Annotated in this window: 4 protein-coding genes and 2 pseudogenes; 3 read left to right on the top strand and 3 right to left on the bottom strand. The window is 61.2% G+C overall.

The features are described 5' to 3' along the window. The 3 genes and pseudogenes from A9Q02_RS24670 to A9Q02_RS15170 form a co-directional block, all read left to right on the top strand. On the top strand, positions 1-363 hold a 363-nt coding region (locus A9Q02_RS24670), incomplete at its 5' end, for a DUF2726 domain-containing protein (RefSeq protein ID WP_216361529.1). Positions 364-393: 30 nt separating this feature from the next. Beyond that, positions 394-651: pseudogene (locus A9Q02_RS25345) on the top strand (Tn3 family transposase); the annotation flags it as partial. Positions 652-701: 50 nt separating this feature from the next. Then, a pseudogene (locus A9Q02_RS15170) lies at positions 702-1,609 on the top strand (Tn3 family transposase). 174 nt (positions 1,610-1,783) lie between these two features. On the opposite strand, the gene A9Q02_RS15165 reads toward A9Q02_RS15170, so the two are convergent. From A9Q02_RS15165 to A9Q02_RS15155, 3 genes are all read right to left on the bottom strand, one after another. Continuing rightward, positions 1,784-4,951: a PA14 domain-containing protein gene (locus A9Q02_RS15165; RefSeq protein ID WP_172451017.1), complete on the bottom strand. Its 3,168-nt coding sequence runs from the start codon at positions 4,949-4,951 to the stop codon at positions 1,784-1,786. A gap of 125 nt (positions 4,952-5,076) precedes the next feature. Then, positions 5,077-9,309 carry a Kelch repeat-containing protein gene (locus A9Q02_RS15160; protein WP_245860561.1) on the bottom strand — a complete coding sequence of 1,411 codons (4,233 nt, stop codon included), beginning with the start codon at positions 9,307-9,309 and terminating at the stop codon, positions 5,077-5,079. A gap of 37 nt (positions 9,310-9,346) precedes the next feature. Continuing rightward, entirely contained in the window at positions 9,347-16,180 is a 6,834-nt protein-coding gene (locus A9Q02_RS15155; RefSeq protein WP_097653934.1) for a clostripain-related cysteine peptidase, read from the bottom strand. Positions 16,181-16,583: the final 403 nt, after the last annotated feature.

Raw genomic sequence — 16,583 nt, 5'->3', positions numbered from 1 at the left:
GATGCGTCGCATCAGCGTCGCGATCGCCAGGAACGGGACGCCTTTGTGGACACGACCTTTGCCGCGATCGGGTTGCCGCTCTTGCGTGTCCGTTGGCAACGCACCTATGATCGCGCGCAGCTTGCCGCCCAGATCATGGCGACCGCCCGGATGCCAGCGCCGCCCCGTGCCCACCATGCCGCGTCCACGAGCACGACCGGGAACGGAGCGCCTCACCCCCATGGAGCGCCCAGTCAGGCGCAGCCTGATCGACCACAACGTACCCCACCGTACCCCGTCTGTCCTGGCTGTCATACTGAACTCACCGCAGACGCACGCTTTTGCCCAAGGTGTGGGACATGCGTGGAAGCGGGCGAGGCGTAGCCCCATGTGCCATCAGGCCCAGGCACCCCGATGAGCCGGGCGCACCCACTGGCTGACACCCCGCCGCGTGGCGCGACGAGCCGCTCGAACGCGGGGGCGGCGGATAGGCCCGGCGGGACCGTGGATGCGGGCAGTGATCATTCGGCCCTGCCCGCATCCACGGCGGCCCGGTTACCGCCGCACGACGATGATCGGCTCCGTTGGGTGCAGCAGCACTTTGTGCGCAGCGAGACGCTCCAGCAGGCCAATGCCCAACTCGTTGAGGCCCACCGTCAGCTCCCGCTCACCCAGCACAGTGGGGGAATGGTGAGGTCGCTTCCGCCGATGGGGTACGCTTCGTGGTGCCCTTGCGCACCGTGCATGCCGCCTCAAACCCGGAGTATTTCGGGAAGGAGCGTGGTATCACCTTCTACGACCTTACCGCCGATCAGTATAGTGGGCTGCACGGCATGGTTGTCACCGGCAACCTACGTGACCCCCTGGTGTTACTCAGCGTCCTGCTCGGCTAGCAGACCCCACTGCATGCCCGCGAGATTATGACCGACACCAGAGCGTACACCGATATCATCTTTGGACTGCTCTGGCTGCTTGGCTTCCAGTTCAGCCCCGGCTACGCGACATTGGCGGCGTGCGCTTCTGGCGCATCGACCGCGAAGCTGACGACGGCGTGCTAAACGACCTGGCGACCCATCGTATCCGACCTCAGCACATCGTCGAGCACTGGGACGACATGCTGCGCATTGCTGGTTCGCTGACGATGGGATCCTGCCACATCGAAACGCTGATGCGCACCCTCCAGCGCGGCAATCAGTCCACAAAAATCGCACGCACGTTCCATAATTTCGGGCAGGTGATCAAGACCCTCTTCCTCCTGAACTACCTCAACGACGAAGCGTACCGCCGACGGATTTTGACCCAACGCAACTGCGGCGAGGGCCGCCATCGCTTGGTCCGGGTGGTCTTCCACGGGCACCGGGGTGAATTGCGCCAACGCTACCGTGAAGGGCAAGAAGATCAGTTTATGGTGCTCGGTCTCGTGGTGAACGCGATCATTGTCTGGAACACCCTCTCCATGGAGCAAGCCCTGGATCATCTTCGCGCCACTGGCCACGCGGTACTGGGCAGCGACGTAGCTCGTCTCGCGCTGCTCACCTATGTCCTGGGCCGCTCCACCTTCGCCCTCCAAGAACCCATCACCCAGAACGCATGGCATCCGCTCAACACCACGACGACGAGTCAGGGTTGAGGTACATGATTTCGCTTATTGGGGTTTTCCGTTCCGATTCGACCGGGAGCCCCGAATCCACTCAGGGGATCCACTTTCTGTTCGAACCTTCGCGTGAAGTACCACGGTTTCGGGGAGGACAAGCCCTCCCCGAAAAAGACTCTTCCTATTCATCAAACGAGGTTTGACAGACTGCTAGCGCTGAATTAGCGGTAGCCAGATCTGGGTAAATGACTGCTCCGTGGCTTCAATGCCCGGGCCTAGGGTGCCCTGCTCATGCATCAACTGGAAGTATTCTTCCATTGTGTTTACTGTAGCCGGGGTCACTATCGCGAGCGCTGCCTGATCGTCGGTGATGTACACCACCTCGTCAGTGTTCTGCAGCGATGGTTGGGCAACGCCGTACCAAACTCCGTTATTGCGTCCCCAGGTCATCCGTATGCGTGCGCCACCCTGGTTCTCATAGTGGTCAATGCGGAAGGTACGCCACCCTGCGTTGATCGACACAACTCGGCAGATCTGCGAATTATTATCTTGCCAATAGTCAATCTTCACCTGTCCGTCAACAAAGAACCGGAAGCCATCGTCTGAGTCGACGCAGATCTTATATTCCCCCCCTGCTAAGTTGACTGGCCAGGTATAGCGCGTCGAGAATCTATCCTGAGTCTGCCACCACGCACTATGCGGCCCGCCCCACCACCAGTTTTGGTCTACAGAACTGAGGACGGCAGTCCGCTTGGTGCCACGGTGGTTCGGCTGGTCGTAATACTCGGCCCAGATCTTGGGCTGGTAACCGAAGGCCATTGAAGCGTCGCCCCAACGCTCGTAGAACTCAACGCGCACATCGTGGTTGCCAGCATTGAGGTATTGGTAGCCTGAGTATTCGGTTCGTGCGCCATGATCCCACCACTGGTTGACGACTGGCTGACTGCTATTGTTCAGGAAGACCCGACTGCCATCGTCACTGCTCGTATAGAACCGCCACGCACCACCGGGCAGGTACAGGCTGCGCGTCCAGCGTACCGAGAAGTTATCGCTATTCACGCCCGATCCGGGGCTGCCCCGGCCCCAGTTAAAGTTAATGCTGGGATCCTGGCGCAGAAAGACCGGGTCGCCACTGAGCGTCGTGTTGTTGAAGTAACTGCCAGTCCAATTATCGGGCGAGGAACCAGCCATCCACCAGTTAACGATAGCGGTAGCCCCGCCCCATGCCTCGTAGTACTCCACCCTAATTTTGTGCTTGCCTGCGCGGAGATAGACGTCGGTCTGGACTGCTAGACGTGCGTGGTTATCCCAGCGGTTGAGCACCGGACGATCATTGATGAACAGTCGGATGCCATCGTCTGAGAAGGTTGAGAAACGGTAGACGGCGTGAGAGTGAAGATCGATTTCCCTGGTCCAACGTACCGAGAAGTTGTCGGCGTTGACCACACCGGCCTGCGGGCTGCCGCTGCCCCAGTCGAAGTTGATGGCGTCGTCACCACGCACCAGTGCAGGCGTGCCAGAGAGGTTCGTGTTGTTATAATACTCTCCCCGCCACTGGTCAGGACGAATAATCCGCTCACTGACTCTTGCCTCTAGCATATGAGTCACCGGGAACTGCGCCCATGTGTACTCGATATACGATCCTTCTGTGTTCGGATACCCCCCATTGGTATAGTAATTCCCGTTTATCTCGCGACCAAAGGGGTCGTTTACTACGAGACGAACATCGCCGTTACTATAGCGATTATAGCCAACGGCGACCATCAGATGTCCCTTGTTCGTGGAATGTATAACTACCGGATTGCCGCGATCAAGCGCCGCAACCACAGTGTTTAAATTGGCATTCTGGGGGACAAAATAATCCACACCGAACGGGATCATGATATTAGCCCGTATCCACTCAATGCTTGCCAATCCACCACGCGTAGCAGCACCGTGTAACCCTTTGATATCCTGCTTGTAGAACCATCGAGAATCACTGTCATTTCCAGGGTTGTTGAATCGATGACCTCTGGCATTCGTAAAATCTTCAGAGATGTACCACCCATACGGACTGGTACGCTGCCCTACTGGTCCCTTGATCATCCTTCCGTTGACCATTTGGCTCTGTGGATTGACCGTATCAGATCGTGCTGGCAGCAACCCAGCGTAGGCGAGAACCATTGCCGCTGATGTCGGCCCACACGACCAATAGCCGCCAACGTTATCCATCGTATCGTAGACTTGATGAATGAAGGGTACGGTGCTTGGAATACGAAATTCCTGGGTGCGCGTAGATTGAATCGTGGCATTGGTTGAGAGGGTGCCAAGTTCCTGCCCATTTAAGGCCAGCATTGATGCGCCATGCACAAAGGGTGTGGTCGCACTATCAAGCGCAGCAACTGTTACGATACCCACTTCGTCAGATGCCCACTGAATTGCGCTTTGAACTCCGCTACCAACCAGGGTGTCGCTGGTTGTGGCTAGATCAAACGTGAAGAGTTGAGCCTGAGCAGTCACATAGGCGACTTTGCTGCCCTTAGGCGACCATTGCGCAGATTGAATAAGCCCGTCAGAGTTAAGCACTGACTGTACATTCGAGCCATCCAGATTGGCCGTACTCAAGGTACTCGCAACCATGAAGGGGCTATCACCTGCGCTTGCGGTGTGAACCATCGCAAGCTTGCTCACCCCTGGTGCGGTCTGGACGAGATCGAAGGAGTGGTACACCGTGCCTTGCCCTTGCTCGTCCACCTGGGTGCGGAAGAGTTCGGCGATGCTCCCGTCAGCGGCGATGCTGTTGAGGCCGATCAACGTCTCGGTCTGGGTATTGACCGCCGTGTAGTAGATCGGCGCGTTCGCATCGAGGCTGCCGATGACCAGGCCAGCCGTTTGGCTCACGACTTGGGTTTGCTCGATCCCATCCAAGCTACTCAGCCAGACTTCACCCGCGTAGGGGCTATCGGCGGCCTGTTCCGCAGGATTGGCGGCGGTGCCATTGCTGGCTTCGGCGGCGAACGGCCCGCGCTTGAGGGTGTAAGCGACCTGGTCGTCCCCGCGCCAAGCAAATGACGTCACGGCCATGCTGGGCTCGACGCTACTGTAGACCAGCGTGATCCCGATGCCGAAGCGGTTTGAGGTGTAGAGTGCACTATTACCCGTATCGCCATCTGTCACCATGTATGCGACGTTGGCCCCGTTTGGCGAGAGTTTGGCATGTACGCTGTCCACGGTGACCGCACTGACTGGAATCGAGGTAATCAACTGCCAATCGCTGCCGTTGAGATAGTAGATCCCAAAAGCGGTGCTGCTCTGGGCGAAGACGTATACGCTTGGGGCGAGGTTGATCTGGCCAGACAGGATCAAGTTGGTGTCGGCGGGCTTTGGATTCTGTGCCACTACCTGCGGGGCGCTTCCGAGAGCCCCACCTGCGAACATGACCACGATCAATAGACATATGAACCAGTGAGCGTGCGAAGAAGTGGATGACATGGTGTTCTCCTTGGATTGTCTCTCGGCAACATTCAGCGCTGCATCAGTGGCAGATAGACGGCGTATGACGACTCCTTGATGACTCCAAACGGTAACGGCGGGCTCGTAGTGACCTGGTAGTAGCGACCTCGGTTATCTTCGACCCTTCCATCAACGGCAATCAACCGAAGGTAGTAGGTTGTGTCGGATTGCAGCCCTCGCAAAACTAGGAACGTTTCGCCGGCGACGGATCCACTTACGCCAGCCAGATGGTTCCATGGTCCGTCTGCGTCTAGAGCATATTCCAGGCGGGCGATCTTCCCATCCGGGGCGCTCCAGCGCACCAACATCCCAGAGGCTGTCACATGCGAGATCAACACCCGTTGTTTCTGGGCAGAGGCCTGGACTGAGAGTTGTAACTGGATCCGACTTTCGGACTGACTGGGGTCATCACTGTGTACCAGAAGGGTCGCCTGGTACCGCCCTGCGGGGAGCCCACGGGCGTCAAAGGTAATAGGCAGGCTAAGCTCATAACCTGGGTAAATCAGCGCAGAGGTCTGCGGAAGACGAACCCATGCCATACCGTTCTGGGCTGCTCGCACTGCCGCATAGGCATTGAGCAAGCCATAGCCAAAAGATGGATCTGGCCCACTTGGGCCGAGGTCGGTGGCCGTACCCCGTAAGATCGCTTCGATCTGGTCAACGTCCAACCCCGGCCGCGTAGCGAGGATGAGCGCCACCGTCCCGGCGGTGTGGGGGCTAGCCATTGATGTGCCTGACAAGCGTAGTGTGCTTCCACCCGGGATACTCGACTCGATATCATGCCCGGGCGCACAAAGATCGGGTTTGGTGTTGGGGGTCAGTAACGATGGACCCCGGCTGCTGAAATCAGCGAGCGCATCGTTGGCATAGGTTGCGCCCGAGGCGAAACTCTCGGCATAGTCGCCCGGTGAGCCGATGCTTCCGTCACCAATACGTTGACAGCCCCGCGCAGCAACACCACAGTTGCCTGCCGCAAAGGCCGGAAAGATTCCGGCTGCACGCCAGACTGAAACAATGTGCTCAAAGAGTGGACGTCCGCCTGCACCACCCCAGGAGTTATTGACCACCCTTGGGCGCATGTCAGGGTTTGCGGCCGCCGGGCCAGTGAACGCTGGATAGGGGGCAAGCAACCATTCGGCACTGGCAAGCAGATCAATATCCTGACATCCGGTTCCAGCGCAGCCTTTGGCCGCAATCCAACGGGCAGCTGGCGCTACTCCAATGCCATCGGATCCAACGATGGTGCCCATCGTATGCGTACCATGCCCCTGGTTGTCGCCAGGACTATTCGGAAACGTATCAGTAGGGTCGAACCAACTATACGTGTGGTCGTAGCTGCCGTCAGGCTGGAGACCCCGATAATTCTGGCGCAAGAGCGGGTGCTCATAGGCCACCCCCGTGTCGAGCCCACCGACAACCACTCCTTCGCCCCGCAGTCCCAGTTCGGTCCAGACTCGATCAGCACCGATGCGGCTAATGTTCCAGCGCACACCACTCGTCTGAGCCACGACCTGGGCTGGTGCAAGTGCGGCTGTTGGGAGTGAAAACACCTCACTGATAGTGATTGCAATGATGGTGGGTTCGGTCAGCAGATGACGGAGAGTCTCTGCATCGCCAGTGACCGCGACGGCATTCAGGCTGTAGAACGAGCGATAGCTACTTACGGCACCTAACTCCTGCTGATGTTGGAGGTAGGCGAGTATGCTGGTCTGACTCTCGGTGGCGACCTGCTGGAGTCGCTGAACTACGAAGCGACCCCGATCACGCCAGTTTGTGATTTGGTAGGCCGGTGCCAAATCGGCGACCCGATCCATAAAGATGAGAAAGGTTGCATGGCCCGAGCTTTGCGCTGTCACAAAGGGGCGCAGTCGCGGGTCGAGCCCTGGAGTCAAACTAGAGACGCGCGGGAGGCTGATCGTCGTGCGCTCCGGTGTCGGGTACTCACCCATACTTGCTGTTGCAGCGGCGCCCACCATGAGGCTGAGTTGGACGTTGAGTGGACTCCCACCTGTATTGCCGATCGTCAGCGTTCGTTCAGTCTGTTCCCCGCTAACCAGTGTGGCCGAGATATCCTCCAGGCTTACCGTTAGATTTGGGTGGTCGATAATCTGCAGGGTACGTGTCACGGGCGATGACCACACGCCAGCGCTATCTTGGATTTCCATTGATACGGTGTAGTTGCCAACAGCCAGGGTGGAGCCGCTTACGGTAATCATGGCGGTACTGCCTAGCATAGTGCGCCCATCGAGTAGCCAGCGATAGCTAGTGATGCTCAGCCCAGTGCCCAGGGCCACAGTACCGCTCCCGATCAGAGTGATCGTGTCCTCGCTGCGGTTGGCGGGGTTGGGGTCGAGACTATCGATCTGTGCTGTCGGGGCCGGCGTACAGACAGCTGCTGTCTGCTGCCACGTATCAGCCAGTGCCTCGCTGCCCATGCCGCCAAAGAGCAGCGTTCGGCATGTCGCGGACTGGTAGGTGCTAGCGTGGAATGAGCGGGCCTGGGGGACGGAGCCCGCATTGAGCGGCTGCCAGTTGATGCCATCCCACGCCCACACGGTATCAGGGATAGTCGTAGCCCCGCTCCCGCCGACCAGGATCGTGCGCCGCTGGGCCCGCTGATAGACCAAGGTGTGCCCGAAGCGGCCCGGTGGTCTAGTAAGGGGGTTCCGCTCGATCCAGGTCGCGCCATCCCACTCCCAGGTGTCATCAAAGTAGGTGGGCGTGCTGCCACTAAGTTGGTAGCCGCCAACGATGATCAGGCGGCTGCGCAGACTGTCATAGGTCGCCGCGTGATTGCGGCGAGCGGGAGGCGGTTGGGATGTGGTAAGCTGCGTCCATGTCGTGCCGTCCCACTCCCAGAGATCACTGTAAAAGCCAGTCGTGCTGGAGGCACCGCCGAACAGCAGGAGCCGCCCGCGCGCCGTGTCATACGTCAGCGTGTGGCCCCAGCGTGGTGGCGGTGATCGGGGTGGTGCTCGCTGGATCCAGGTCAGTCCATCCCACTCCCAGGTGTCATTACGGCTGGTCGTATTGAACCCTCCAAAGAAGATCACGCGTTCACGCAGTGGGTCATACGCCAGGGCGTGGCCGAAGCGGGGGCTGGGGGCCTGCCCGGGGGTGCGCTGCTGCCAGCCAGCCGCCGCCTCCCAAGTCCAGGTGTCGGCGAGGGCGTTGTTCCCGTCAGTCCCGCCAAAGAGCATGATCTGCCCGCGCGCGGTATCATCGACAAGTGCATGCTGGCTGCGTACGGAGGGGGTAAGCTGGCCTGGTTTGATCGACCATGTCACGCCATCCCAGGCCCAGGTATCGGCAAGGAGGCTGCTCATCCCGCTGCCTCCAAAGAGGATAACCTGTTGGTTATCGGCGAGAAAAGCCCCAGCACTTCCGACGCGGGCCGCAGGCCCAGGGCTGTCTGTCGCCTGTCTCCACGCCTCCCCATCCCACTCCCAGAGGTCGTTCCGCAGATTAGTGCCATCATCGCCGCTGAACAGGAGCACGCCACGCGCACTGGTCGCCAACACAAGCCCAGTGCGGGCTGCGGGGCCCGCTACTGATGCTTGCAAACCCCAACTCGTGCCGTCCCACACCCACGTGTCTTCCAGGCGTGTGCTCCCGCTCAGACCCCCAAAGAGCACTACCTGTGCATGCACGGCATCATAGGCCAAAGCGTGTTGCTGGCGAGCCAAAGGAAGTTGCGTCTGGGTATGCTTGGTCCAGCTTGCCCCATTCCAGATCCAGGTGTCGCTCAGTTCACCGCCACCGCTGCCCCCAAAGAGCACTACCTGCTGACGGGCCGCATCGTAGGCCATCGCATGGTACTGACGTGCCGGGGGGGCTGGCGTCAGGATGCGCTGGCTCCAGCTTGCCCCATTCCAGATCCAGGTGTCGCCAAGCTCGCTGTTGCCATTCCATCCGCCAAAGAGCACCAACTCGCCCCGGGCTGCATCGTAGGCGATGGCGGCCCGTCGTCGTGGGGGAGGCCCTTCCTGGGCAATCAGCCTCCATGTGCTGCCGTCCCAGCTCCAGAGATCATTGAGGTGGCGTTGGGTGCCGCTGGCCGCGAAGCCCCCAAAGAGAAAGACACGATTCGCAGCGGCCGCTATGGTGTGATCGCGACGGGCCACAGGCGCAGCGGGCTGCCAGGGAGCCTCGGCGGCAGCCTGCGCCGGTAGCCCCGTGATCGGCAGCAGCGTAAGCAGCAGGGCTGCCATGAGATAGAGCTGTGAGCGACGGAATAGATGCATTACTCCCTCCAGGGCACCAATCGAACATGTGTGACCGTCAGCGTATCGTCAGCGGCAAGAACACCCGATACTCTACATCCAGTGGCGCGAGTGGGCCGGGAAGCGGCCGAAGGTTTTCCCCTGGCGGGGGCAGCGGCCCTACCCCAGCGAGCAAGAAATCTTTCCAGCGAGTCTCCTTGCTGAAGGTAAAGAGGCGATCGTTGATGTAGTGGTCAAAGGCGACACTATCGTGGCGTTGCGGGTAAAAAATGGAGACCCCAGAGCTATTCGTCAAATCAATGTAAGCCCCGCCACCCCATTGGGGCCGCAACGCATTGCTCTGAGCAAACGCTGCGTCTTTCAGAATAAATGGCTGAGGCCCCGTTAACTCCGTGATCAGCGTGGTCGCGTGAGTCTGCACTCCAGGAGTGCTGATCGTTGCCCGAATACGCGTGGTCCAATCGAGCAGATCGATATACTCGTCGTCTTCGTTATTGAAATAGTCCTGATTGCTGGTAAACTTGCGACTTGCTCGCCAGACCTCATCCAGGAGCACTGCATAGCCCTGATCTGCATCGACCAACCCCTTCAACTCGGCAGCGAGAGCATTTACCGCCGCTGCTACTGGTTCAACCCGCTGTAAATCCAGGGCTGAGATCGTAAATGGGTTTTTGTCAGCGCGAGCCCGGCTGGCATAGGATATGGTGATCCCGCGGGCGAGATCGGCGGGGGTCGTCGCTGAGGTAATGAGGCGCTGATATTCGTCATATGCATAGTAGCTCCAGCTAATGTACTGCGATGCAATGAGCAGGCGTGCTTGGTTTCTCACCTCATACGCCACCTCGATCAGATTCATCGAGCATGCGTCTAGGTGCAACACTGCGATCGGCTCCACTCCTGGGGCACTCAGAGCCTGACGGATCTCCACCGGAGTAAGGTAGGCATTGTTGTCGAGCGATCCATCGCGATGGTCGCTGGTATGATCCCAGGCGATCCCCTGAATGGCCTGGCCATGATTGGCAATTGCCAGGTAGTAGTACTGCGCAGGGAGTTGCTCCTGTCCCCAGAGAAGGAACGCCTCAAGGGATTGGGGCGTATCCATTGCCTGTTCATCAATAAGGATCTCTGTTTCCTGAGGGGCAGTCGTTTCTGTACCCGGGCTGATGAGGTAGCGCCGCGTGTCATTGCTGCCTGGGCCATCAATTTGAATGGCGATACGCACAGAGGAGTTGCGGAAGTGTTGGCGCAAGCGGTTTCGTACAAGGGTAAACGCATTTATCTGCTTCCCGCCATCTTCTATATCGCCCGCCAGATACAGCAGCATCGTCCAGGTGGCTTCAGGTGTGCTGCACATGGCCGTGAAGTTATGATCGCTCGTCGTCGGTGGCAGCGTGATCTGCACTGAGGATGGGATAAACGAACAACCGGCTTTGGTGGCGGTCAGGGTATAGCTTCCTGCTTGCAGAGTACTAAGGTTGTAGTTCCCGCTACCGTCACTGATAGCACTGTAAGTGCCGTTCGAGACCGTGACGTCGGCGAGCCCCACGCCGCCGCTGGTAATCCGCCCGCTCACGCTATAGGTCAAAAGTGTGGCCGTGAAGTCTTGGTTGGTGAGGCTGCTGCTGACAGTGACACTCAGGCTGGTAGGGCTGAAGCTGTAGCCGCTGCGCGAGGGCGTGAGGGTGTAGATGCCCGCCGGAACACTGCTGAGAGTATAGTAGCCGTTGGCGTCGGTCGCGGCAGTGCGCGTCCCATCTGAGATGCTCACACTGGCGAGGCCCACACCCTCCACTGTCACCCGGCCCGTCACCGAGAAGGTCTGCTGCGTCGCGGCGAAGTCCTGGCCTCCCAACGCTTGCCTCACCAGCACCGTGCGCTGCGCTGGTGTGAAGGTGTACCCCGCCAACGTTGGGGTCAGCACATACGAACCATACGGCAACTCGGCGAGCGTGTACGCCCCCGTGCTATCGGTCGTGGCGGTGCGCGTACCATCCGTGATCACCACATCGGCCAAGCCTACGCCGTCCACCGTCACCCGCCCCGTCACCGGGAAGGTCAGCCGCGTCGCCGCAAAGTTCTGGCCTGCCAGGGCTTCCGTGACCATCACCGTGCGGATCGCTGGCGTGAAGGTGTAGCCCGCCCGCATTGCGCTCAACCCATGCGTGCCATACGGCACATCGGCGAGCGTGTAGGCCCCTGTGCTGTCGGTGGTCGCACTCCGGGTGCCATCGGTGATGACGACATCCGCCAGGCCGACGCCATCCACCGTCACCCGCCCCGTCACCGGGAAGGTCAGCCGCGTCGCCGCGAAGTTCTGATTGCGTAACGCCTCGGTCACGGAGATCGTCCGCGTCGTCGGGGTAAAGGTGTACCCCGCCAGGGTTGGTGTCAGTACGTGCGTGCCATACGGCACATCGGCGAGCGTGTATACCCCCGTGCTATCTGTCGTGGCACTCCGGGTGCCATCCGTGATGACCACATCGGCCAAGCCTACGCCGTCCAGCGTCACCCGCCCCGTCACGGGGAAGGTGAGCAAGGTGGCGGCGAAGTCTTGTCCATCGAGATCGCCGCTCACGGTGATCGTCCGGTTCGCCGGGATAAAGGTGTAGCCCGCCAGGGTTGGCGTCAACACGTGCGTCCCATAGGGGACATCTGTGAGGGTGTAGGCCCCCATTGCGGTGGTCGTCACCGTGCGCGTCCCGTCCGTGATACGGACATCGGCCAACCCAAGCCCATTCACGGTCACCTGACCAGTCAGGAGCGCAATGCCGCGTACCTTCAACGGATCACGTGGCACCGTCGTCTGGCCGTATTCGTTCGATCCCCAACAGCGCAGCACCCCGTCGACCGTCACCGCACAGGTGTGCATCTCACCCAAGCTAACCTGGGTCACTGCGCCGAGGTCGCCCGGCACCGTTGCCTGGCTTGCCCCATTAGATCCCCAGCAGCGCAGCACACCATTTACCGTCACCGCACAGGTGTGTTCCCTACCCGCACTCACCAGATCCACTGCGCCGAGGTCGCCCGGCACATCCGTCTTGCCGTATGCGTTGGATCCCCAGCAACGCAGCGCCCCGTCCGCCGTCACCGCACACGCGTATGAATTCCCCACGCTGACTTGGCGTACCGCGCCGAGGTCGCCCGGCACGTCTGGCACGTCTGTCTGTCCGGGCAGGTTCCACCCCCAGCAGCGCAACACCCCGTCCGTCGTCAACGCACAGGTGTGCGAGCCACCCACGCTGACCTGGCTCACCGCACCAAGGTCGGCTGGTACCGTTGCCCCGTCGTGGATGTTCTCCGGCCAGCAGCGCAGCACCCCATCCGTCGTCAACGCACAGGTGTGCGCGCTCCCCGCACTGACCTGACTGACGGCGCCGAGGTCGCTCGGCACCGTTCGGTACTGCCCCCAGCAGTGCAGTACCCCGTCCGTCGTCACCGCACAGGTATGCGCATCACCCGCGCTCACCTGATCCACCGCACCAAGGTCGGCTGGCACCGTCGCCTGGCGAGTTGTGTACAGACGATTTCCGTTGCTCCCCCAGCAGTGCAACACCCCAGACACCGTCACCGCACAGGTGTGTTCCTTACCCGCGCTCACCTGATCCACCGCGCCGAGGTCGCCTGGTACCGTCACCTCGCCCATGAGGTTATTATTCCCCCAGCAGTGCAGCACCCCGGCCACCGTCACCGCACAGGTGTGTTCCTTACCCGAGCTCACCTGATCCACCGCGCCAAGGTCGCCCGGCACCGTCGCCTGGCCATACTGGTTGCTCCCCCAGCAGTGTAGCGCCCCACCCGCCATCACTGCGCAGGTGTGATCCGAACCCAGGCTGACGTGACTGACGACGCCGAGGTCGTCCGGCACCGTCGCCTGGCCGTTCCCGTTGTACCCCCAGCAGCGCAGCGCCCCGTCCGTCGTCACCGCGCAGGTGTGCCACGTACCTGCACTCACCTGGCTGACTGGGCCGAGGCCGCCCGGCACCGTCGCCTGGCCGTTGCCGTTGTTCCCCCAGCAGCGCAGCGCCCCGTCCACCGTCACCGCACAGGTGTGCGCATCGCCCGCGATGACCTGGCTGACCGCGCCGAGGTCGCTCGGCACCGTCGCTTGGCCTATGAAGATGCCATTCTGAGTGTTCCGCCCCCAGCAGCGCAATGTCCGGTCTGTCGTCACCGCACAGGTGTGATAGCTCCCCGCACTGACCTGGCTGACCGCACCGAGCTCATCCGGCACTATCGCTTGGCCGTCGTCGTCCCTTCCCCAACAGCGCAGCACGCCGTCCATCATCACCGCACACATGTGACCCCAACCCAGACTGACCTGGCGCACCGCGCCGAGGTCGCTCGGCACATCAGAATTGTGACCCCAGCAGGACAATTGCCCGGCGCGGTTGATCACACAGGTTCGATAGCCACCAGCGATCACCTGCGGCAGTGCAACATTGCGAAGCGTCGCCGCGAAGTCCTGGCCTGCCAGGGCTGCCGTCACCGTGATCGTCCGCGTCACCGGGCTGAACGTATAGCCCGCCAACGTCGGCGTGAGCACATGCGTCCCATACGGCACGTCCGTGAGCGTGTACGCCCCGGTGCTATCGGTCGTGGCACTGCGCGTACCATCCGTGATCACCACCTCCGCCAGGCCGACCCCATCCACCGTGACGTGCCCACGAACCGGGAAGGTCTGCAGGGTGGCGACAAAGTCTTGCCCATCGAGATCCCCGGTCACGGTGATCATCCGGGTCGCCGGGGTAAAGGTGTAGCCTGCCAGGGTCGGCGTCAAGACATACGTGCCATAGGGTACGTCCGTGAGCGTGTAGGCTCCCGTCGCGGTGGTCGTTACCGTGCGCGTCCCGTCCGTGATGCGGACATCGGCCAACCCGAGCCCATGCAGGGTCACCTGACCAGTCAGGAGCGCCGCGCCGCGTACCTTCAACGGATCGCGGGGAATCGTCGTCTGGCCGTACCAGTTGTTCCCCCAGCAGCGCACCGCCCCATCCGCCGTCACCGCACAGGTGTGATACCCACCCACGCTGACCTGGTTGACCGCACCGAGAGCGCCTGGCACCGTCGCTTGAAAATAGTCATTCCACCCCCAGCAGCGCAGCGTCCCACTCGTCGTCACCGCACAGGTGTGATATTCCCCCGCGCTGACTTGGCTGACTGCGCCAAGGTCGCCCGGCACCGTCGCCTCGCCGTACTGGTTGTGCCCCCAGCAGCGCAGCACCCCATCCGTCGTCACCGCACAGGTGTACGACTTGCCTGCGCTGACTTGGCTGACTGCGCCAAGGTCGCCCGGCACCGTCGCCTCGCCGTACTGATTGTACCCCCAGCAGCGCAGCACCCCATCCGTCGTCACCCCACACGTGTGTGACGAACTCGTGCTGACTTGGCGCACCGCGCCAAGGTCGTCCGGTACCATTGCCTGGCCCGAACCGTTATCCCCCCAGCAGCGCACCGCCCCATCCGCCGTCACCGCACAGGTGTGATATTCCCTCGCGCTGACCTGGCTGACTGCACCAAGGTCGTCCGGTACCGTCGCTTGACCATACCGGTTGTACCCCCAGCAGCGCAACGCCCCATCCGTCGTCACTGCACACGTGTGTTCGCCACCTTCGCTCACCTGGCGCACCGCACCGAGGTCAGCCGGCACCTCCGCCTGTCCATACCAATTCGCCCCCCAGCAGCGCAGCGCCCCTGCGGTCACCGCACAGGTGCCACCCCAACGCGTGGTGACCTGGCTGACCGCATCGAGGTCGCCCGGCACGGTCGCCTGACCATACAAGTTTCCTCCCCAGCAGCGCAGCGCCCCGTCCACCGTCACCGCACAGGTGTGATCTTCACCCGCGCTAACATGGCTGACTGCGCCGAGATCACTCGGCACCGTTGCCTGACCAACATACTTGCGCGTAACCCAATCAGTATCAATGTTCGACCCCCAACAGCGCAGCGCCCCAGCAGTCGTCACCGCACACGTATGACCAGCACCCGCGCTAACATGGCTGACTGCACCAAGATCGCCGGGCACCGTCGCCTGACCAACATAGGTGCCATTCAAATCAGTGTTCGCCCCCCAGCAGCGCAGCGCCCCAGCAGTCGTCACCGCACAGGTGTGAAACCAACCCGCACTGACCTGGCGCACCGTGCCAAGGTTGCTCGGTACCATCGCCTGGCCGTACTTAGTCAACCCCCAGCAGCGCACCGTACCGTCTACCCTCACCACACACGTGTGATATTCACCTGCGCTAACCTGACTGACCACGCCGAGGTCGCTCGGCACCGTCGCCTGAGCAACATAGGTGCCATTCAAATCAGTGTTCGCCCCCCAGCAGCGCAGTATCCCGTCCGCCCTCACCACACACGTGTGATGTCCACCCGCACTGACCTGGCGCACTGCGCCAAGGTCGTCCGGTACCGTTGCCTGGCCCGAACCGTTACCCCCCCAGCAGCGCACCTCGCCTGCCAGCGTAACTGCACAGATATGAAAAGAACTACTCCTATCGTTCTTACTACGTCCGATACTAACCTGGCTGATCACACCAAGGTCGGCTGGCACATTAGAAGAGGCACCCCAACAGTACAATTGCCCAGCGAGATTGATCACACAGGTCGTATTGCCACCAGCAACCACCTGCGGCAGCGCGGTGGTGCTGAGCCCGAGCGCCGTCGGTGAACGCAGATCCAAACTGATCGACTCCGGCACAACAGGCAACGAGAGAACCAGTGATTTATTCAGCACCGGTGGCACAGCCATCGACGCAGCCTGGGGCACTAGCAGGGGCAACCCCAGGGCAACCAGGATGACCAGTACGAGCGGCAGGCAACGACGATAGAGCATGACGGCCTCCATATTCACGGGTCGCCCGGTCAGCCCCACGCCGACACCGCGACCATGCATTACATATCTTTCATCCTATGAGTACCCATCTTTCCCGTTTGACTCTTGACTTTTAGCGCATAGTTGCGGCATCACCACCAAGGCAGCGACCACGCCAACCACGGGCGTGGCCCGGCCGTGTCCTTACCGTACACGCTTCCCCCACCACGTCCTGGACTGGTGCGTGCTCTATGATCGCGTCGCTTGCACCCTGACGCAGCGCCTCGGCAGGCAGCGAGTGATCATCGCGACCACAGCCACGCGCCGCTGACCCAGGGGCACCGTCAGCGCAGGCGATGGCGAGCACCGTCATCAGCGCAGGCGTTAGACCAACCCGCTGATGATCGCCTACCTACCCCACCCACCGCACGCGCCGCCGGGGAGGGGCTAGATGACGTTGCGGGCGCAGACACATCGGCGCTCG

This window comes from Candidatus Chloroploca asiatica, assembly GCF_002532075.1.
GTDB lineage: Bacteria > Chloroflexota > Chloroflexia > Chloroflexales > Chloroflexaceae > Chloroploca > Chloroploca asiatica.
This window is presented reverse-complemented; position numbering and strand designations above follow the sequence as displayed.

Excerpts from the sequence above, each read along its gene's own strand:
- A9Q02_RS15160 (WP_245860561.1), bottom strand. The coding sequence starts at position 9,309 with ATGCATCTATTCCGTCGCTCACAGCTCTATCTCATGGCAGCCCTGCTG.
- A9Q02_RS15155 (WP_097653934.1), bottom strand. The coding sequence starts at position 16,180 with ATGCATGGTCGCGGTGTCGGCGTGGGGCTGACCGGGCGACCCGTGAAT.